The sequence below is a fragment of the Candidatus Dormiibacterota bacterium genome (assembly GCA_035532835.1).
GTDB lineage: Bacteria > Vulcanimicrobiota > Vulcanimicrobiia > Vulcanimicrobiales > Vulcanimicrobiaceae > DAHUXY01.
The window spans coordinates 89,375-107,795 of sequence record DATKQG010000023.1 but is presented as its reverse complement, the minus strand read 5'-3'; the positions used below and the strand labels follow the sequence as shown (position 1 = coordinate 107,795).

General features: G+C 63.2%; 18 protein-coding genes. 14 read left to right on the top strand and 4 right to left on the bottom strand.

The features are described from left to right. Window position 1: 1 nt before the first annotated feature. The 4 genes from VMW12_03285 (at window position 2) to VMW12_03270 (ending at window position 4,792) form a co-directional block, all read left to right on the top strand. A complete protein-coding gene (locus tag VMW12_03285; GenBank protein HUZ48751.1) occupies window positions 2-1,135 on the top strand; it encodes a hypothetical protein in 1,134 nt (377 codons plus the stop codon). A gap of 145 nt (window positions 1,136-1,280) precedes the next feature. Beyond that, window positions 1,281-2,636 (top strand): cytochrome ubiquinol oxidase subunit I, encoded by a 1,356-nt coding sequence (locus tag VMW12_03280; protein HUZ48750.1) that lies wholly within the window; start codon window positions 1,281-1,283, stop codon window positions 2,634-2,636. Then, the gene (cydB, locus tag VMW12_03275) at window positions 2,633-3,625 is read left to right on the top strand and encodes a cytochrome d ubiquinol oxidase subunit II (GenBank protein HUZ48749.1); all 993 of its coding nucleotides are present in this window, start codon (window positions 2,633-2,635) and stop codon (window positions 3,623-3,625) included. The genes VMW12_03280 and cydB overlap by 4 nt, the downstream gene beginning before the upstream one ends. Before the next feature lie 30 nt (window positions 3,626-3,655). Continuing rightward, window positions 3,656-4,792 (top strand): DUF1297 domain-containing protein, encoded by a 1,137-nt coding sequence (locus tag VMW12_03270; GenBank protein ID HUZ48748.1) that lies wholly within the window; start codon window positions 3,656-3,658, stop codon window positions 4,790-4,792. Here VMW12_03270 and VMW12_03265 read toward each other — a convergent pair. Beyond that, window positions 4,785-5,405: a class I SAM-dependent methyltransferase gene (locus tag VMW12_03265; protein HUZ48747.1), complete on the bottom strand. Its 621-nt coding sequence runs from the start codon at window positions 5,403-5,405 to the stop codon at window positions 4,785-4,787. The two genes, VMW12_03270 and VMW12_03265, sit on opposite strands and share 8 nt — an antisense overlap. 62 nt (window positions 5,406-5,467) lie before the next feature. Here VMW12_03265 and tpx point away from each other — a divergent pair, with 62 nt between their 5' ends. From tpx to VMW12_03240, 5 genes are all read left to right on the top strand, one after another. Then, window positions 5,468-6,001 (top strand): thiol peroxidase, encoded by a 534-nt coding sequence (gene tpx / locus VMW12_03260; protein ID HUZ48746.1) that lies wholly within the window; start codon window positions 5,468-5,470, stop codon window positions 5,999-6,001. Between the two features lie 242 nt (window positions 6,002-6,243). Continuing rightward, on the top strand, window positions 6,244-7,785 hold the full coding sequence (gene guaA, locus VMW12_03255; protein ID HUZ48745.1) for a glutamine-hydrolyzing GMP synthase: 1,542 nt from the start codon (window positions 6,244-6,246) through the stop codon (window positions 7,783-7,785). A 32-nt stretch (window positions 7,786-7,817) separates the two neighbouring features. Next, window positions 7,818-9,080, top strand: coding sequence for a phosphoribosylamine--glycine ligase (purD, locus tag VMW12_03250; GenBank protein HUZ48744.1), 1,263 nt, complete (start codon window positions 7,818-7,820; stop codon window positions 9,078-9,080). Window positions 9,081-9,126: 46 nt separating this feature from the next. Beyond that, complete coding sequence (locus VMW12_03245; GenBank protein ID HUZ48743.1) at window positions 9,127-9,429, top strand: metal-sensitive transcriptional regulator; 303 nt, start codon at window positions 9,127-9,129, stop codon at window positions 9,427-9,429. A gap of 12 nt (window positions 9,430-9,441) precedes the next feature. Then, the gene (locus tag VMW12_03240; protein HUZ48742.1) at window positions 9,442-11,175 is read left to right on the top strand and encodes a chloride channel protein; all 1,734 of its coding nucleotides are present in this window, start codon (window positions 9,442-9,444) and stop codon (window positions 11,173-11,175) included. Window positions 11,176-11,178: 3 nt separating this feature from the next. On the opposite strand, the gene VMW12_03235 is transcribed toward VMW12_03240, so the two are convergent. Then, entirely contained in the window at window positions 11,179-12,078 is a 900-nt protein-coding gene (locus VMW12_03235) for a radical SAM protein (GenBank protein HUZ48741.1), read from the bottom strand. Window positions 12,079-12,167: 89 nt separating this feature from the next. On the opposite strand from VMW12_03235, the gene VMW12_03230 reads away from it, so the two are divergent. The 3 genes from VMW12_03230 to VMW12_03220 are packed head-to-tail and all read left to right on the top strand — an operon-like array spanning window position 12,168 to window position 15,131. Then, window positions 12,168-12,809: a Bax inhibitor-1 family protein gene (locus VMW12_03230; protein HUZ48740.1), complete on the top strand. Its 642-nt coding sequence runs from the start codon at window positions 12,168-12,170 to the stop codon at window positions 12,807-12,809. Between the two features lie 46 nt (window positions 12,810-12,855). Further along, on the top strand, window positions 12,856-14,226 hold the full coding sequence (purF, locus tag VMW12_03225) for an amidophosphoribosyltransferase (protein ID HUZ48739.1): 1,371 nt from the start codon (window positions 12,856-12,858) through the stop codon (window positions 14,224-14,226). Then, window positions 14,223-15,131, top strand: coding sequence for a homocysteine S-methyltransferase family protein (locus VMW12_03220; protein ID HUZ48738.1), 909 nt, complete (start codon window positions 14,223-14,225; stop codon window positions 15,129-15,131). The genes purF and VMW12_03220 overlap by 4 nt, the downstream gene beginning before the upstream one ends. Window positions 15,132-15,153: 22 nt before the next feature. Here the strand turns inward: VMW12_03220 and panB are convergent, their stop codons facing one another. Continuing rightward, window positions 15,154-15,987: a 3-methyl-2-oxobutanoate hydroxymethyltransferase gene (gene panB / locus VMW12_03215; GenBank protein ID HUZ48737.1), complete on the bottom strand. Its 834-nt coding sequence runs from the start codon at window positions 15,985-15,987 to the stop codon at window positions 15,154-15,156. A 72-nt stretch (window positions 15,988-16,059) separates the two neighbouring features. Between panB and VMW12_03210 the strand changes: the two genes are divergently transcribed. Further along, window positions 16,060-16,287 (top strand): hypothetical protein, encoded by a 228-nt coding sequence (locus tag VMW12_03210; GenBank protein ID HUZ48736.1) that lies wholly within the window; start codon window positions 16,060-16,062, stop codon window positions 16,285-16,287. 55 nt (window positions 16,288-16,342) lie between these two features. Next, window positions 16,343-16,717: a hypothetical protein gene (locus VMW12_03205; GenBank protein HUZ48735.1), complete on the top strand. Its 375-nt coding sequence runs from the start codon at window positions 16,343-16,345 to the stop codon at window positions 16,715-16,717. A gap of 85 nt (window positions 16,718-16,802) precedes the next feature. Here VMW12_03205 and VMW12_03200 read toward each other — a convergent pair whose 3' ends face one another. Next, window positions 16,803-18,332, bottom strand: coding sequence for a leucyl aminopeptidase (locus tag VMW12_03200; protein HUZ48734.1), 1,530 nt, complete (start codon window positions 18,330-18,332; stop codon window positions 16,803-16,805). Window positions 18,333-18,421 lie beyond the last annotated feature (89 nt).

The following is an 18,421-nucleotide window of genomic DNA, read 5'->3' as shown; positions in this document are numbered from 1 at the left end:
CATGCCTCGCTGGGTGCGAGCGGTCGCCTTCTGCGCGTTGGCGACCCTGGTCGCATTCGGGGCCTTCGCGCCCGCGCGAGCGGCTCTAGAAGCCGATCCGCAGGCGCTCTACCAGACGATGAAGAGCGCCTACGATCGAGGTGCCGCCGACGGCTGGAATTTCGAATCCCAGGAGCTGTATTTTTCAACGATCGTGAATGCCGGGCGCGCCTACTCGTTGCAGCGGCCGAACGATCCGGCGTACGGCGAGCTCGCCGCGCTGACCGTTCAGGTAGGCAGCGGGGTCCATTACAATCCGCTCACCAATCACGACGCGGCGAACTGGTACGTGCGCGAGGCAGCGAACTGGGTGCTGAAGAATGAGAGCGACCCAAAACTCCTTTCGCAGGCGCGGTCGCTACTCGAACGCTCGAATGCGGTCGACGACCCGGAGCGGCTCGTGCAATATGCGGATGAAGACGCGAGCGCGAACGTGGAGAGTTACCCCGGCGATACCACCGCCATGCTGCAGCAAGCGGAGGCCGATTGGCGCGGCTGGATCCTCACGCACGATCCGCAGTGGCGCTCGCTGGCCTTCGAACGCACCGCGCAACCGAACTTTCCGCTCGCGCATCTGCCGACGACCTACGGAAACGACTTACTGACGGCGGCGCAATCCGCCGCGGCGGGCGTGGCCGGCTATACGGCGGGCGATACCGCGAACGGCAAGACGATTCAGGCACGTCTCAAGAGCATCGGGACGCTACGCGTGATCGGCAGCGTGACGGCGATGCCGCACAGCAAATATCTCACGACGCTCGCTCCGGCCGACGAATACTTCGGACGCATGGGTTTCTCGATTCTCGGCATGCGTAACCAGCTCAAACACATCAACTTCATGCTCGACTACAAGTACGGCAATCGCGAGAGCGGCGAAGCGGTGCTGGTCGCCCACGCCATCGACGACATGCATAAAGTTTACCCGCGCGATCGCGCGATCCCGGAGATGCTGCTCGAAGGCTATACCACGCTCGAACGCATGACCACGCCGCAGGCGCTCGCCGCCGCCGCGCACCTGCGCTCGATTCTCACCGTCGAATACCAAGACACCCCCCAAGCCCGCAAACTCCTAGCCCCGGCTCAATCCCCGGACTAGGCTTGGGCGGAGCGCCACGCACGGTGTCGCAGATAGTCGCCATCTTGGCTGGTGACGGTGGCGCGGCGAAACGTACGAACTACGGCGGAGCACTGCGGGGGTCGAAGGCTTAGAGTTGGCGTAGAACCATTCTGGAGGGCTCGCTATGGACGTTGTCGTCGCGGATCGCCTGCAATTTGCATTTACGATCATGTTCCACTACCTGTTCCCGATCGGGACGATGGGGCTGGCACCGTTCGTCGCCTGGTACACGATCAAGTCCCTACGCAACAACGATGAAGATGCCGCTCGTGCGGCTCGTTTCTGGACGAAGATCTTCGCAGTGAATTTTGCCATCGGCGTCGTGAGCGGCATACCGATGGAGTTCCAGTTTGGAACCAATTGGGCCGCCTTCTCCCAGCGCACGGGCGGCGTGATCGGGCAGCCGCTGGCGATGGAGGGCGTGTATGCGTTCTTCCTCGAGTCGGTATTTCTGGGGATCTTGCTGTACGGCAAGCGTGTCGTATCACCCAAGCTTTTCGCTGCTTCGTCGGTGTGCGTCTGGTTTGGCGCGTGGCTTTCCGGCTACTTCATCACGGCCACCGATGCGTGGATGCAGCATCCCGTCGGCTATGCGGTGGCTGCGAATGGGCGGATGGAGATGACGGACCTGTGGGCGGTGCTCTCCTCCGGATATGCGGTGTGGCAATTCTTACACGTGATGTGCGGCGCGATGGTCGCCGGAGGATTCATCGTCGCGGGGATCGGCGCGTACTATCTGCTGGCGCGACGCGACGAAAGCTACGGACGCGAGTTCGTGCGGGCGGGCTCGATCGTCGCGCTGATCTTTGCCATGATGACTATTTTCCCGACCGGCGATCGCAATAGTGCCGACGTGACGCGCTACCAGCCGGTCAAACTGGCTGCGATGGAGGGTTTGTTCCAAACCACGCACGGCGCGCCGCTTGCGATCATCGGGATGCCGGACGTGCACCAACGGCGGCTGATCGATCCCATCATCGTCCCGGACGTGCTGAGTTTTCTCGCGTATGGAAACTTCAGCGCGAACGTCGATGGCCTCAACGCGTATGCGGCCGAGCTGTGGCCGCCCGTGGAACTCACGTACTACGCGTATCACATCATGGTAGGGCTGGGGACGATCTTCGTTGCGCTGGCCGGTATCGCGGTGTTGCTGCTATTGTGGCGCCGGCACATCTTTCGCAGCCGTTGGATGCTGTGGCTGTTGATGCTGGTCATGCCGTTTCCGTATATCGCGAACGAAGCCGGCTGGGTGACGACCGAGGTTGGCCGGCAGCCTTGGATCGTCTACGGCATCATGAAAACCGCGCAAGCGAGCTCGGCCAACGTTAATGCCGGAGAAACGCTTTTTACGCTGATCGGATTTGCCGGAATGTACTTTATTTTGGGCGTGCTGTTCCTAGTACTCGTGCTGCGCGAGATCGGCTTGGGCCCCGCGCACGAGAGCGAAGGCCCCGTCCATAGCGTCGCGGGGGTGTCATGAACGTCGTAGCATTTGTGGTGATCGCATTCATGCTCACGGCGTACGTGATGCTGGATGGATACGATTTGGGCGTTGCGGCGATCGCGCCCTTCGTCGCGAAATCCGATGAAGAACGTGCGGCCGCGATGGCGTCGATCGGGCCGTTTTGGAACGGCAACGAAGTGTGGCTGATCGCCGCCGGCGGGGCGCTCTTTGCGCTTTTCCCCGAGGCGTATGCGTCGTCGTTCTCGGGATTCTATCTGCCGCTGATGGTGGTGCTATGGCTGCTGATGTTTCGCGGCATCGCGATGGAGCTGCGCGGGCATCTGCAAAGCGAACTCTGGCATTCTTTTTGGGACGTGGCATTCACCGTCTCGAGCGTGCTGCTGATCGTGGTGTTCGGTGTGGCGCTGGGGAATTTGGTGCGCGGCTTGCCGCTCGATGCGAACGGCTATTTCCAAGGCACCTTTACGTATCTCCTCAACCCCTACGCGCTGCTGGTCGGCGTCTTTGCGATCGCGACGCTGAGCATGCACGGCGCGACGTGGCTGGGTTGGGCGGCGCGCGGGCCGATCTCGGCGCGAGGGGAGACCCTTGCGCACCGCCTCTGGTGGCCGGTGCTCGTGCTGTACGTGGTGGTGTCGGGCATGACGTTCCTCGTTCGCGGGATGCCCGGTGGCGCGAGCGGGTTGTTGCTCATGCCGATCGTGTCGCTTGCCGCGCTGGCCGCATGCTGGTTCTTCGCGCGCGCGAAGGCGCCGCGCCGAGCCTTTGCGGCATCGTCGGTCTTCATTGCGAGTTTGGTCGCTACCGCGGCGTGGACGATGTTTCCGTATCTGCTGCCGTCGTATCCGGCGGGCCACGGCGGGCTGTCGATTTACGCGACGGCCCCGTCCCCGGTGGCGCTGATCTCGGCGCTGGTCGTCACCATCGTCGGGATAGCGATCGTGATCCTCTATGCGACGTTCGTGCTTGGGAAGATGCTGCCCAAAATGCGGGCCGGGGAGTAGCGGCGGTCGTTCGCGTCTAACCTGCGCGAGGTGAACGAAGACGTAGCCCGCGTCCTATCCGCCTACGACCGCAACAACCTCACGCTCTGCTCGATCGGCAGCCATTCAGCGCTCGAGGTGGCGTACGGCGCGCGCGCTCAAGGCTTGCGGAACCTCGTACTCACCGCTAAGGGGCGCGAGCGAACCTATACCGAGCACTATCGCAGGCGCGAGACGCCCGTGCCGCGCGGTTGCGTGGACGCGACGATCGAGCTCGACGCCTTTACCGACATCCTGAACGACGACGTGCAGGAGCGCCTGATCGCGCAGAACGCGATCTTTCTTGCGAATCGATCGTTCGAAGTCTATCTCCATCAAAAATTCGGATACGACGACATCGAACGTCGCATGCGCGTGCCGTTCTTCGGCAATCGCTACCTGCTGCGCGCCGAAGAGCGCGACGAAGCGGGCAATCAGTATTCGTTGCTCGAGCGAGCCGGGATCCGTTATCCGTTACAGTTCCGCTCACCCGATGAGATCGATCGGCTCGTGATGGTGAAAGCACCGCACGCGAAGGTCAGTTTCGAACGCGCGTTCTTTCTGGTGTCGTCCCCGCAAGAGTACCGCAAGGTTAGCGGCGAGTTGATCGCGAGCGGCATGCTCACCGAAGCGGGGCTTGCAAACGCGGTGATCGAGGAGTACGCGCTCGGCCCGTCCGTCAATTTGAATTTCTTCTACTCGCCGGTGCTGGGCGAATTGGAACTCTCCGGTACCGATACGCGCCGCCAGACGAATTTGGAAGGCTTCAAGAACGTACCGCCCGCGGTATTCGATGCATTGCGTAACGTGCCGATGCGACTGGAAGAGGCCGGCCACATCGCGGCGACGCTGACCGAATCGACGCTGGAGAAAGCCTACGACATGGGCGAGCGGTTCGTCGCAGCAGCTCGCGAGGCGCTCGCGCCCGGCGTGATCGGCCCGTTCGCATTGCAGTGCATTATCGTGGCGGGGCCGCCGAAGGATTTCGTCTGCTACGACGTCTCGCTGCGCATCCCGGGATCGCCCGGCACGCGCTACACGCCCTACTCCGCCTACCGCTGGGGCCGCGACGTCTCGGTCGGCGAGCGCATAGCGATGGAGCTCGTCATGGCCCGCGATTCAGGGCGCCTCGACGACGTGCTTACATAGCGGGTTTCGCGCTTAGCACGTAGTGGTTGGGCATCTGTGGCGTGCCGGCGTCGTGCACGTCGGTGAAGCCTAAGCGTTCGAGGCGGGCGGTGGCTTCGGCTTTGGTGTGGACGTGGTCGTTGGGCGGGCCCACGTCGCGCGTTACGCCGCCGTCCCAATCGACGAAGAGCGCGATGCCGCCGGGCTGCACGAGCGATGCGATACGCCGGACGTCGATATCGCCGATTTCGTGCAAGACGTTGACCACGAGCGCGCGACCGAACGAATGCGGGGCGAGTTCGGCTGCGTCGTGCGTCGCCTTCAAGGTTTGGACGCCGCGCTCGAGCGCACGCGTACGTACGGTCGCGACCATCTCGGGCTGAACGTCGTAGGCGACGACCTGTAGGTCGGGGCGTAGCTCTGCAAGCGGTATCGCGTAGCGGCCCGTACCCGAGCCGAAGTCGAGAACGCGCGAACCTTGCGGTGCATCCAGAATCTGTAGAAGCGCGGGCGTCGGCAACCACGCTTCCCGCGCGGGGTCGTCGAGCATTGCCGCACGTTCGTGCGAGAATATCTCCGGTTGCTTTGCTCCATCGCGGTCGCCGTGGGGGTGGTGATGGTGGTGGTCGTGCATGCGTCCGCCGTTCGCGGGAATCGATGCGCCGCCTGCGAATGCGCACGCCCGGAGGTATCCACGTGGTTTCGATACTCAACGAACGGCCCGGTGCGGTGACGTTCAAAGGCAATCCCATGGCATTGCTCGGACCGGCGCTCAAAGCAGGCGATGCGGCACCGGAGTTCACGCTGACGGCCGGCGATCTCTCGGTCAAGAATCTTGAGGCCGTGCTCGACGGTGGAGCGGCGATGCTGATCGTCGTGCCGTCGCTCGATACGAGCGTCTGCTCGCTCGAGTCGAAGAAATTCAATACGCGCATCGGTGAATTACCGGCCGGAGTGAAGGCGTACGTGGTAAGCATGGATTTGCCGTTCGCGCAGGGCCGCTGGTGCGGCGCGCAAGGCGATATTACGCTCGGCATGCTTTCGGATTATCGCGATCACAGCTTCGGGCAGAACTACGGGTTGCTCATCAAGGAGCTCGGCATCCTGGCTCGGGCGACCGTCGTCATCGGGGCGGATAAGAAGATCCGCTACTTCGAGGTGGTGAGCGAGGTCACCGACGAGCCGAACTACGATGCGGCCATCGCCGCAGCCCAAGCAACTGCTAAGTAACCCAAGAATCTTTACACTCCGCTGACGTTTGTCGCTTTCACGGGGCTCGCGAATCATTCCGACGCCCTGACCCGCGAGACGGGGTGCACGGAGTGCCGGGCCGACGTCGCCTTAGTCGACGAACGGGGCGAAACGGTCGCGCATGGCTTCTTTGACGTCATCGTCGTGCGACGATCTCCGGCGGCCTAAGGGGCGCGTCCCTAGAAGAAGCCGGGGGCGTGGGGTGGAATGGGGTTGCCCCGATGCCCCCTACGCTGTTTATTCTTGATTTTGGCGCGCAGTACAGCCAGCTGATCGCCCGTCGCACGCGCGAACTCGGCGTGTATTGCGAAATCGTTCCGTTCGATACGCCGTGGGCTACGCTCGCGGAGCGCAGTCCGGTCGCGTTCATCCTTTCGGGTGGGCCGGAGAGCACGCTGGTTGAAGGCGCCCCCGATATCGACGCCGAGATCCTGAGCAGCGGGCTTCCGATCTTCGGGATCTGCTACGGCATGCAATTGCTGGCGCGACACTTCGGTGCCGAACTCGTCAAACTCGACCACGCGGAATACGGACCGGCGATGCTGGACGTCGAGCGCGCGGATTCGCCGCTCTTTGCCGGCGTTCCGGCGCAATCGCGAGTGTGGATGTCGCATGGCGATTCCGTGGTCAAGCTTCCGAACGGGTTCGCGGAGCTGGCTCGCACGCCGCGTTGCAACGTGGCCGCGATGGGCGATGCCCGGCGCAAACTCTACGGCGTGCAATTCCACCCGGAAGTCGTCCACACGCAGTTCGGCACGCAGATGTTGCGGAATTTTCTGCACGACATCGCGGCGCTCTCCGCCGACTGGAAGATGGAGAATTTCGTCGATGGAGCGATCGCGCAGATTCGCGAGCGCGTCGGCACCGATCGCGTGATCTGCGCGCTTTCGGGCGGCGTCGACTCCGCGGTAGCGGCCACGTTGGTGGCTCGTGCGATCGGCGAGCAGCTTACCTGCATCTTCGTCGATCACGGACTCTTGCGCAAAAACGAAGCGCCCGAAGTGACGGCCGCGTTTCGCGACGTGTTGCATCTCAACGTGGTCGTCGTCGATGCGAAGGAACGCTTTCTGAGCAAACTCGCGGGCGTCGAAGACCCCGAGCAAAAGCGCATCATCATCGGCCACGAATTTATTCGCGTCTTCGAAGAAGAAGCGGCGAAGATTCCGGGCGTGAAGTATTTGGTACAGGGAACGCTCTACCCGGACGTGATCGAATCGAAAACGCCCGATAGCAAAGCCGGGCACAAGATCAAATCGCATCACAACGTCGGCGGTTTGCCCGAACACATGGACTTCGCGCTGATCGAGCCGTTGCGCGCGTTGTTTAAGGACGAAGTGCGCGCGCTCGGGCGCGTGCTCGGTTTGCCCGAGCATATCGTCGCGCGGCAGCCGTTCCCGGGCCCGGGCCTAGCCGTACGCATCATCGGCGATATCACGCCCGAACGGCTCGAAGTAGTGCGCGAAGCGGATGCGATCGTGCGGGCCGAGATCGACGGCGCGACGCTCGAACCGCATCCATGGCAGTACTTCGCCGTGCTTACGCCGGTCAAGAGCGTCGGCGTGATGGGCGACGGCCGTACCTATGCCAATCTGGTCGCGGTGCGCGCGATCACCAGCGAAGACGGCATGACGGCCGACTGGGCGCGCTTGCCGCACGACTTGCTGGAACGCATCTCGACGCGCATCGTCAATGAGGTCCGCGGCGTCAATCGCGTCGCATACGATATCACTTCCAAACCTCCATCCACGGTTGAGTGGGAATAACACCGGTCTAGCCGGTAGAAAATTGAATAGCCATGCGAATACTCATTGTTGGTAACGGCGCGCGCGAGGATGCGCTATCGTGGCGCATCGCGCAATCGCCATCGTGCGAGGCGCTTTTTGCGGCGCCCGGAAATGCCGGGACGTCGACGCGCGGCGAGAATTGGAATATCGCTCCGACCGACGGCAAGGCGATCGTGGAGCGCTGCATCCGGGAGCGTATCGATCTGGTCGTGCTTGGCCCGGAGACGGCGATCGCCGCCGGCGTCGGCGACCGCTTGCGCGAAGCGAAGATCGCCGTTTTCGGGCCGAATCGTTCGGGCGGCCGCCTCGAATCGAGCAAGACGTTCGCCAAACGTTTCATGGAACGGCACGGCGTGCCGACCGCTCGTGCCGCGATCGTCCACTCGCTCGACGGCGCGCTCAAAGCGCTTGAGAATTGGAAGGGCGGCGTCGTCATCAAAGCCGACGGGCTCGCCGCCGGAAAAGGCGTGGTCGTCTGCGACGACGTCGCATCGGCGCGCGCGGTGCTCGGCGATTGGTATGGCGGCAATAAGGTGCCGGGCGGCGGTAACGACGTGCTCTTGGAAGCCAAACTCGAAGGGCGCGAAGTCAGCGTCTTTGCGCTTGCCGACGGCCGCGCGATGCTGCCGATCGCCGCAGCCTGCGATTACAAGCGCGCGGGCGACGGAGACACGGGGCCCAACACCGGAGGCATGGGCGCGTATTCGCCGCCGCTCGGTTTTCCCGACGATATGTTCGACCAAGTGCGCGAACGTATTCTCGCGCCGGTGCTCCGCGGGCTTCTCGCCGAAGGCGAGGAGTATGTGGGCGTCCTCTATTGCGGCATCATGTGGACGAAGAGCGGACCGTTCGTCATCGAGTTCAACGCGCGCTTCGGCGACCCGGAGACGCAAGTCTTGATGCCGCGCATCTCGGGCGATTTCGCCGCGCTTTTAAAATCGGCCGCGGACGGTGCGATGGATCTCTCGCTGGCGAGCGTCGGCGGCCAATCGTGCGTCGGCGTGGTGCTCGCGACCAGCGAGTACCCGCGGATCAGCACGCCGATCGCGGGCCTCGACCCGGATATTTCGCTACCGGGGGGAAGCCAGGCTTTTTGGGGTTCCACGCAGGCCGCCAACGGCCGCGTGATGGCGGCGGGCGGCCGGGTCCTGACGGTCACGGCGGTTGGGGACGATCTTCCCGAAGCGCGCGAGCACGCATACGAAGCGGTCGGCGTCCTGGCCAAACGCCTGGGATCCAAGGACCTGACCTATCGCACCGACATTGGGCATTAGCGGCGAACGACAGGGGTAACCCCCTCCCCCGGGGTATGGATAGCGTATGCCCGACCATCGTACGGCCGTCGTTGCTCTGGATCCCGAGGTCAAGGCCGATCTCGTGCGTCGCCTAAAAACGGCACGTGGGCATCTCGATGCGATCGTAGGCATGGTCGATCAGGACGCGTACTGCTTAGAGGTGCTCCGGCAGCTCTCCGCCGTTCGGTCCGCGCTCGATCGGGTCGGAAGGATCGAACTGCGCCATCATCTGCAACATTGCTTCGTAGAAGCGATGCGGACCGGCGATGAGGAACCTGCGGTTCTCGAGCTGATGGAGACGCTCGAATACGATAAGAATGTCGTCTGAGCGGGACGGTCGATGTTAATCACGTTCGAATCGCGCAACAACACCTACGCTATGAAGCTCGGGCGCTTTACCCTGTCGCAGAGCGCGTTCATGATCGCTGCGGCGACGCTGATCGGCTTGGGAGGCGGATTCGGCGCGATAGCCTTTCGCTGGATGATCGCGGCTGCCGGAGCCTTGGCTTTTGGAGAGATCGGGCCGTTTTTACACGCGCACATCGGGCCGGTCGGCATCGTCGTGCAGTTGGCGATCGGCGGGACGATCGCAGCATTCGTGGCCGCGCGCTTCGCGCCGGAGGCGCGCGGACACGGCGTCCCGGAAGTGATGGAGGCGGTGGCGCTACGCGGCGGCGTGATGCGTCCCCGGATCATTGCTATCAAATCGATCGCATCGGCAGCTTCGATTGGATTTGGCGGCAGTTGCGGGCGGGAGGGACCGATCGTGCAGATTGGTTCGACACTGGGGTCGGTTCTCGGTCAAATCGTGCGCGCGCCCGCGCCGATCGTGCGCACCTTGGTCGCATGCGGCGCCGCGGCAGGCATATCCGCGACCTTCAACGCGCCAATCGGCGGCGTGTTCTTCGCGTCCGAGGTGATTCTCGGCGAATTCGCGCCGCGTTCGTTTGCTGCGATTGTGGTTGCATCGGTCGTGTCGGCCGTCATCGGGCGCGCGTTTTTGGGCAATCATCCATCGTTTAGCGCCGCTGCATTCGCGCTGGTATCGCCGTGGGAGTTGGTGTTCTACGCGATTCTCGGTTTGATTGCCGCGATGTGGGCGACCGGGTTCGTCAACGTGTTGTACTTTGTCGAGGACGTGTTCGATCGCGTTCAATTGCCGCAGTGGAGCAAAGGCGCGATCGGGTTCGCCGGAGTCGGGGCGATCGGCATCTGGTTCCCCCAGATCTTCGGGGTGGGATACGATAGCATCCAACAAGTTTTCTACGAACACGTGCCGGCGCTCCACGCCTTTACGTTAGCCGCGCTCAAACCGATCGCTACGTCGTTGACACTGGGATCGGGCGGCTCCGGCGGAGTATTCGCGCCCTCGCTCTTTACCGGCGCGTTTCTGGGCGACGGGTTCGGCCGGATCATCCATCAGGCATTTCCGTCGTGGACGGGCCCCGCGGCAGCATACGGCTTGGTCGGAATGGCCGCGGTCTTTTCCGCAGCTGCCGAGGCACCGATCACCGCGATTATGATCGTGTTCGAGATGTCGAGCGACTACACGATTATTCTGCCGTTGATGGTTGCGGTTGTGATCGCGACGCTGCTGGGCCGGCGGTTGCTCGGCTCGACGGTATACGAACGCAAACTGATTCGTCGCGGCATCAATTGGCAGCGGGTGCGTAATCCTCGGTTTTTCGCGAAGGTCCCGGTATCGAGCGTGGTGCGGGCGGCGCCCGTCGTCGGCCAGGTGGATGAACCGATTCGGGCTCTGCTCGATCGCGACGCCGATCCGGGCGAGCTCGCGATGCCGGTCTGCGACGGCGAGCGTTTCGTCGGGATCGTCACGACCACCGGCATCGCGCAGGCGATTGCATCCGGGCAAGGCGATATGCCCGTGCGTTCGATCTTGCAGCGCGATGTCGAATCGTTGGTGGCATCGGATACGCTCGAACGCGCGGCCACGCTGATGGCCGACATGGAGACTCCCCTGCTCCCGATTCTAGGCGACGAGGGCGCAAAACTAATCGGCATCGTCACGCGCCGCGATCTGTTGTTGGCCTATCGTAGTTTCGTTGACGTGTGACGCCTAGATTAGCGAGAGTTGCAACGGTGCTTGCGAAACGATGCGCGGTACGGTGCGCGATGGAAAGCGCGCCAGCAGCGCGCTCACGCGTTCGCTGATTTCATCGGAGATCGCACGCGGGGCGTACTTGCCGCGATAGAGATCGGCGTATTCGGCGAGTAGTTCGGGCCGATGCTCGCGCAGATAGCTGAAGAAGGCCTCGCGCGTGACTTCGTGCAGGTAGAGCGTGTTGTGCCAGACGCGTTGCGCCCCGGCTTCTCGGGCTGCTGATATCACCGCTTCGAGCGATGCGGGGGCATCGGTGATCCGCGGCAAGACCGGCGCTAACGCGACGTTCACCGGGATGCCTGCATCGGCCAGCATGCGTACCGCGCGCAAGCGCTGTTTGGGCGGAGCGACGGTGGGTTCGATCTCTCGCGAGAGGCGCTCGTCAAGCGTCGCGATGCTGATCGATACGCTGACGCCGGCACGCCCCGCCATCGACTGGAGCACGTCGATATCGCGCACGACCAGTGGCGAACGCGTGATGATGGCGGCGGGCGTTTCGTAATCGCGCAGCGCTTCGAGGACGCCTCGGGTCAGGCGATAGCGGCCTTCGAGCGGTTGGTAGGGGTCGGTCACCGTCCCAATCGCGACTTGCTCGTGCTTCCAACTGCGTTTAGCCAGTTCGCGCCGGGCGAGGGCGGGGGCATTGGTCTTCACGTAGAGCCGGCTGCCCCAGGAGCCCTCGCCGTCCTCTTCTAGATACGTATGCGTGCGGCGGGCGTAGCAAAAACGGCACTGGTGGAAGCACCCGCGGTAGGGATTGATCGACCAAGCGAACGGCATGCCCTTGACCGCATTGACGATCGATTTGGCTTCCTGCTCGATAACGGTGACGCCGCGCATCTTGGGAGCATACATCGAACAGGTGTTCGGTGCAAGGGCTCGGCCGCCGCGAGTGTAACTTCGAGCCGCAACGGAGGTTATCAGAGAGTACGATGGCTTATCAGATGCAACAACCGGTCGCCCGCGCGGCCACCCAATCGCTTCTAGCTCAGGTCTTGGGCATCACGGCGGTCGGCCTGTGCGTTACCGCGCTCTCCGTGATACTCTTCCCGACCGTGCCGTTCGGGATAGGGCTGTTCGCGCTGATCGGGGGGCTCATTCTGCTCTTCGTCATGTCTGCGGTGCAAAGCAACCCGGGGCTCGCCCTGCTGCTGTTTTACGTCTTCGCATTTCTCGAAGGCGTCGGCATCTCGCCGACGATCGAGCATTACCTGAATCTCGCCGGCGGCCCGAGCATCGTGTTTAACGCGGCGCTCACGACGGGCCTTGGCATGTTCGCCCTGGCCGCGATCGTCTATGCGACCGGCCTGGATTTACGGCGCTTCCAGGGCATATTCATGATCGCGCTGCTCGGCCTGGTGCTGGTGGGCATCGTCGGCATCTTCTTGCATTTCGTTTCCCCGACGGTGTACTCGTGGATTACGCTGGTGATCTTTACGGGCTTCGTGTTGATCGATTTTGCCCGGATTCGCGCCGGCGGAGACGGCGTTTCGCCCGTCATGATGGCCGTAAGCATCTACCTGGATATCATCAATATTTTTCTCGCTCTGCTCCAGATTTTCGGGGGGAGACGCTCGAACGACTAAAGGCAGGCCGGAAGAGGCTGCCACCTGTTAGAATCAGAGCTACAGCATGTGCGGGATATCGGGAGTCTATGCGCCGGGCCGTGAGGCCGCGCGTCTTGCCTACTTTGCGTTGTACGCGTTACAGCACCGCGGGCAAGAGTCGGCCGGCATCGCCGCCGCCGACGGCGGGACGATTCGCTCGCATAAGGAGATGGGCCTGATCGGCGCGATCTTCGACGAGGAGAGCCTCGGGGCGCTCTCGGGACATATCGCCGTCGGCCATACCCGGTACTCGACGACCGGTTCTTCGATGGTCGTCAACGCCCAGCCGCTGCTCGAGCGAACCGAGATCGGCGATTTCGCATTCGTGCACAACGGCAACCTCACCAACACCGACGATTTGCGCGAGTCGCTCGCACCGACCACCACCTTGCTCGCCAGCTCCGACTCCGAAGTGATGGCCAAGGTCTTAGTCGAGGCGCCGGGATCGATGCTCGAGCGCATCCAACACGTTCTCGGCGTTGCGCAAGGCGCGTACTCGGTCGTCCTCATCACCAAAGATGAGTTGTATGCGTTTCGCGATCCGTGGGGCGTGCGTCCGCTCTGCTTGGGAACGTACGGAGACGGCGGCTACGTCGTCGCGTCGGAATCGTGCGCGCTTGCCACGGTCGGCGCGCAGTACGTGCGCGAGATCGAAGCGGGCGAAGTGATTCGCATTACCGCGGCCGGGATGGAATCGCATCGCGGCCCCAACCAGACGGCAAAACCGGCGCTGTGCATGTTCGAATACATCTATTTCGCGCGGCCGGACTCGACGCTGAACGGTCGCTCGATTTACATGGCGCGCTACGCGATGGGCCGGCAACTCGCCAAGGAGCATCCGGTAGAAGCGGATGTGGTGATGGCGGTGCCGGATTCGGCCGTCCCCGGCGGCATCGGTTACGCGGCGGAGGCCGATCTGCCGTACGTTGAAGGGCTCATCAAAAACCGCTACATCGGGCGAACGTTCATCAGTCCGGATCAGAAGATGCGCTCGCGAGGCGTGCAGTTGAAGTTCAATCCCGTCGTGGAGAACCTGCGCGGACAACGCGTGATCGTGGTGGACGATTCGATCGTGCGCGGTACGACAACGCCCCGCATCGTAGCGCTGCTGCGCGAGTCGGGTGCGAAAGAAGTGCATCTGCGCATCACCTCGCCGCCGATCAAACACCCCTGTTACCTCGGCGTCGATATGGCGACGTACGACGAGTTGATTGCCGCGAATTATACGATCGAACAGATTCGCGAGAAGACGGGCGCCGATTCGCTCGGCTACCTCAGCTTGTCCGGGTTGGTGGCTTCGACCGGACGCGAGCACGGCGAAATGTGCCTGGGCTGCTTGACCGGCACCTATCCGAATGCGCCGGCCGCGCATGAAACCCGCGAACTCGTTGGTTGATCACCCTCTATAGAGAGCCGTTGGTGCTCACCGACGGCGGCATCGAGACGCGCATCATCTATGAGTTTCATCGCTCGTTGCGCGACTTTTGCTCGTTCGAATTGCTGGACGACGCGCAGGGGCGCGCGATCCTCACGCAGATCTATCGCAGCTACGCGGAGATCGCCGCGCGGTTCGATCTGCCGATCCAGCTCGGCACGCCGACCTGGCGCGCGAGCCAAAACTGGACTACCGACGTTACGCGGTACAATCGCGAAGCCGTCGCGCTCATTCGCGACGTGATCGCCCAAACCGGCGCACGCGCGATCGTGGCCGGCGTGATCGGCCCGGCGACCGATGGTTACGACCCCACCCATGCGCTCGGAGCCGTCGAAGCGGAAGCGTACCATCGCGAGCAGGCGGTGGCGCTGGCGGATGCAGGCGTCGATATTTTGTACGCGGCGACGTTTCCGAGTTGCGATGCGTTGCTCGGCGCCTGCGCGGCAATGGCGCAGACGCGGCTGCCGTTCGCGGTCGCGCCGATGATACGCCCGGATGGAACGATGATGGACGGTACGCCGTTGGCAACCGCTATCGAACGCCTCGATGCCGATCCAAGCCGACGGCCGTGGCACTATATGCTGGGCTGCATCTATCCGACCAACGCCGCAACGGCGCTCGCCGCACTCTTTCGCGCCGCGCCGGATCTCGCGCATCGCGTCGTCGGCCTGAAGGCCAACGGCTCGCCGTTGCCGCCGCAGGAACTCGAAGAGGGCGCACGGTTGGAGCAAGCCGAGCCGCAGGTATTCGCACGCGATCTATGGGCGTGCGCGCACGAGTTTGGGCTGACGGTTTTGGGTGGCTGTTGCGGGACGGATGCGCGCCACATCGAGGAAATCGCCGAGCAGGCTTCACAGCGAGTGTAACGCCGGCGCGTTCGCGCGGCCGTTATGGTTCCGGCGGAAATGCGGCCGAGCGGACGTCTTCCGCGTACGATTGCAGCGCGGCGACGGCGGCCTGGCCGAGTTCCCCAAAACGCTTCGCGAAGCTCGGCGACTTCGGGTACATGCCCAGGGCGTCGTGCAAGACGAGCACCTGCGAATCGCAATGCGGGCCGGCGCCGATGCCGATGGTGATGATGCGCAGCGTTTCCGTAATCTCGCGGGCGATTTCGGGATCGACGACCTCGAGCACGATCGCGTATGCGCCGGCATCTTGCACGGCGAGCGCATCTTCGAGCAGGCGCTCGCGATTGGTTCGCACCTTGTATCCTGGGCCTAAGCCCGCGGTTTGCGGCGTAACGCCGATGTGTCCGATGACCGGGATACCCGCCGCGGTGATCGCGCGAATGCGCTGCGACTCATGCTTCCCGCCCTCGAGTTTAACGGAGCACGCGCCGCCCTCTTTCACCAGACGAATGGCGCTGCGCAGCGCATCCTCGTCGCTAACCTGATACGAACCGAAGGGCATATCGCCGACGATGTGCGCTCGCGACGTTCCGCGAACGGCTGCCGCAGTATGATGCAACATCTGCTCGAGCGTTACCGGCGTGGTTTCGTCGTACCCAAGGACGACGTTCCCGAGCGAATCGCCGACCAAGATGAAATCGATACCGGCCTCCTCGGCGAAGCGCGCGAACGGCGCATCGTAGGCGGTGATCATCGGAAATGGCGCTTTGCCCTTGCGCCGCAGGATCGCGCCCGCCGTAATCCGGCGGAGAGCGGGGCCCTTGGCGGGCTCGTATGGGCGGTCTTCGCCTTTGGCGGCATTCTGCTGTGACATGGCCTTACCGCCTTCTGCGCAAGGCCGCCCTCGTCCGTTTCGAGCGTCCCCAATCGGGTATAGGGTCTTGGTATGAAGAACGCACTTGATTCAGCGATCGACCAAGCCAAGAAGACCGTAGCCGATGTCCGCGACGGTGCCGATGAGGCGATGCATCGCTCCGCAGCCAACGCCGAAAAGACGCGTCGCGAAGTGGCTGGGAATAGCATGACCCCCATGGAGCGACTGGTCTCCGCGGCCAGCGAGATCCAGCACCGTACGCAGGCTGAAGTGGACCGCGCGAAACGCGAATTGCGCTAGCGCCGCTACCGCGCCGGGCGAGGATGGGGCGCGAGGCATTGCGAAGGCTTCGTCAATGAAGCAGCTATTCGCGATCCTCTGCGTCACGCTCGCCCTTTCCGCATGCGGCGGTGGAGTCGGTGGTGGAAGTTCGACGCCGCCATCGGTGACATCGGTACTCATCATTACGACCAAGAGCGGCGCACCGGTCGCGAACCAATCGGTCGTGCTCTCGACCGGCGTTTCCGGGAATTCACCGAACATCACGCCGACCGGCGTGATCGCGACGCAAACGACAAACGCGAGCGGTCAAACGACGTTTAGCAGCTTGACGCCGGGTGCAACGTACTGTTGGACCTGGACGTATCAACCGTCCCCCTCGCAACTCCAGCAACAGTCAACGTGCACGAGCGGTTGGGGCGGCGTCGGGAGCATTACGCTCGCGCTGTAGTTGCGCCGCGCAACGTGTAAAACAACGACGGCCTCGGATGCGACGATCCGAGGCCGTCGTTTGCGTTTATGCGAGTAAGGAGCCTCTAGACGCCGGCCTTCGTGGCGCCGTTGGCGTGGACGATAGGTGAACCAGCGAGCGTTTCGACGAGCGAAACGAAGGCGCGCACCGGCGTGCCGGTCGGCCCCTTGGCTTGCCATGCCGACTCGTTGTCGAGATAGGCGGTGCCTGCGATATCGAGATGCAGCCAGGGCGTCTTTTCGTCAACGAACGCCTTGAGGAATGCGCCTGCGGTGAGCGTGCCCGCCGGGCGGCCACCGGTGTTTTTCAGATCGGCGATGTCGCTCTTCATCGCGGAGGTGTAGTCGTCGTAGAGCGGCATCGGCCAATAGCGTTCGCCGGTCGGCTTGGAGAGCGCGACGAACTGGTCGATGAACGCGTCGTTGTTGCCGACGACCGCGCTCGCAGCGTGGCCGAGCGCGATGACGCAGGCTCCGGTTAGCGTTGCGGTATCGACGATCTTGGTTGCGCCGAGTTTTTGCGCGTAACAGAGCGCATCGCACAGGACCAAGCGTCCTTCAGCGTCGGTGTTGATGACTTCGATCGTCTTGCCGTTCATCGCGGTGACGATGTCGCCGGGTTTGGTCGCTTTGCCGCCCGGCATATTTTCCGTTGCGGGAACGATCGCCACGACGTTGAGCTTCGGCTTGAGCTTGCCGATCGCGTACATCGCCGCGATGGTTCCCGCGCCGCCGGACATATCGTATTTCATCTCTTCCATGCGATCCGGTGGTTTGAGCGAGATGCCGCCCGTATCGAACGTGATGCCCTTGCCGACCAGCGCGAGCAGCTCTTTGCTCGACGGGTCGCCCTTGTACGTCATAACGATGAACTTCGGAGGTTGTGCGCTGCCCTGTGCGACCGAGAGGAACGAGCCCATTTTCTCGGCGCGAGCGCGCGCTTCGTCGAGCACGTCGATCTCTACGCCGACTTCCTTCGCAACTTTGGCGGCTTCATCCGCAAGGTGGGTCGGGGTCATATCGTTCGCTGGAGTTAACGCAAGGCGACGCGCGAGGTTGACCGCGTCACCGACGATGGTTCCGCGGTTCGCACCGGTTTTAACCGCAGCTTGATCGAGGCCGTGCGAGAGCAGCGTCGTCGACGTGACGGCCATGCGCTTATCGGGCTTCTCTTGATAGCTCGTGGTTTCGAACGAGCCCGAGATCGCGCCCTCCGCCGCGAACGACGCGCAGGCGACGGCGTTCGCCGCGGCTTGCGGCGGCAGCGCCACGGCGATCTGCTCGACGTTGCGGCGCCCAAGATAGCGAACGGCTGCGCCCGCATAGCGTGCGAGCATATACGGCTCGAACTTGGCCGACTCGCCCAGGCCTACGACGAGCACGCGTTGGAACGGTTGGCCTTTGGCATGAATGAGCGCGAGTTCGCAGAGCTTGCCTTTGATTTCGCCGGACGCCAGCACGTCTGCGATGGCGCCGCCGAGCGCGGTATCGATGGCCTTGGCCGGCCCGGTGAGTTCTCCATCGGAGAAGACCGGGACGACGAGTGCTCCGGTGCGCACGGTGCCCGGCGCATCTTGAGCGGTACGGATTTGCATGGTCAGCCTTTCGCTTGGGTGAACTAGAGCGCCACGAAGATGGCGAAGAACGTCTTCGATGATTGTTCGTGCGCGGCGCCTGGACGGCC

Coding starts and splice junctions, on each gene's coding strand:
- VMW12_03285 (HUZ48751.1), top strand. CDS start 2: ATGCCTCGCTGGGTGCGAGCGGTCGCCTTCTGCGCGTTGGCGACCCTG.
- VMW12_03280 (HUZ48750.1), top strand. CDS start 1,281: ATGGACGTTGTCGTCGCGGATCGCCTGCAATTTGCATTTACGATCATG.
- cydB (HUZ48749.1), top strand. CDS start 2,633: ATGAACGTCGTAGCATTTGTGGTGATCGCATTCATGCTCACGGCGTAC.
- VMW12_03265 (HUZ48747.1), bottom strand. CDS start 5,405: ATGCACGACCACCACCATCACCACCCCCACGGCGACCGCGATGGAGCA.
- guaA (HUZ48745.1), top strand. CDS start 6,244: ATGCCCCCTACGCTGTTTATTCTTGATTTTGGCGCGCAGTACAGCCAG.
- purD (HUZ48744.1), top strand. CDS start 7,818: ATGCGAATACTCATTGTTGGTAACGGCGCGCGCGAGGATGCGCTATCG.
- VMW12_03245 (HUZ48743.1), top strand. CDS start 9,127: ATGCCCGACCATCGTACGGCCGTCGTTGCTCTGGATCCCGAGGTCAAG.
- VMW12_03240 (HUZ48742.1), top strand. CDS start 9,442: ATGTTAATCACGTTCGAATCGCGCAACAACACCTACGCTATGAAGCTC.
- VMW12_03235 (HUZ48741.1), bottom strand. CDS start 12,078: ATGTATGCTCCCAAGATGCGCGGCGTCACCGTTATCGAGCAGGAAGCC.
- VMW12_03230 (HUZ48740.1), top strand. CDS start 12,168: ATGCAACAACCGGTCGCCCGCGCGGCCACCCAATCGCTTCTAGCTCAG.
- purF (HUZ48739.1), top strand. CDS start 12,856: ATGTGCGGGATATCGGGAGTCTATGCGCCGGGCCGTGAGGCCGCGCGT.
- panB (HUZ48737.1), bottom strand. CDS start 15,987: ATGTCACAGCAGAATGCCGCCAAAGGCGAAGACCGCCCATACGAGCCC.
- VMW12_03210 (HUZ48736.1), top strand. CDS start 16,060: ATGAAGAACGCACTTGATTCAGCGATCGACCAAGCCAAGAAGACCGTA.
- VMW12_03205 (HUZ48735.1), top strand. CDS start 16,343: ATGAAGCAGCTATTCGCGATCCTCTGCGTCACGCTCGCCCTTTCCGCA.
- VMW12_03200 (HUZ48734.1), bottom strand. CDS start 18,332: ATGCAAATCCGTACCGCTCAAGATGCGCCGGGCACCGTGCGCACCGGA.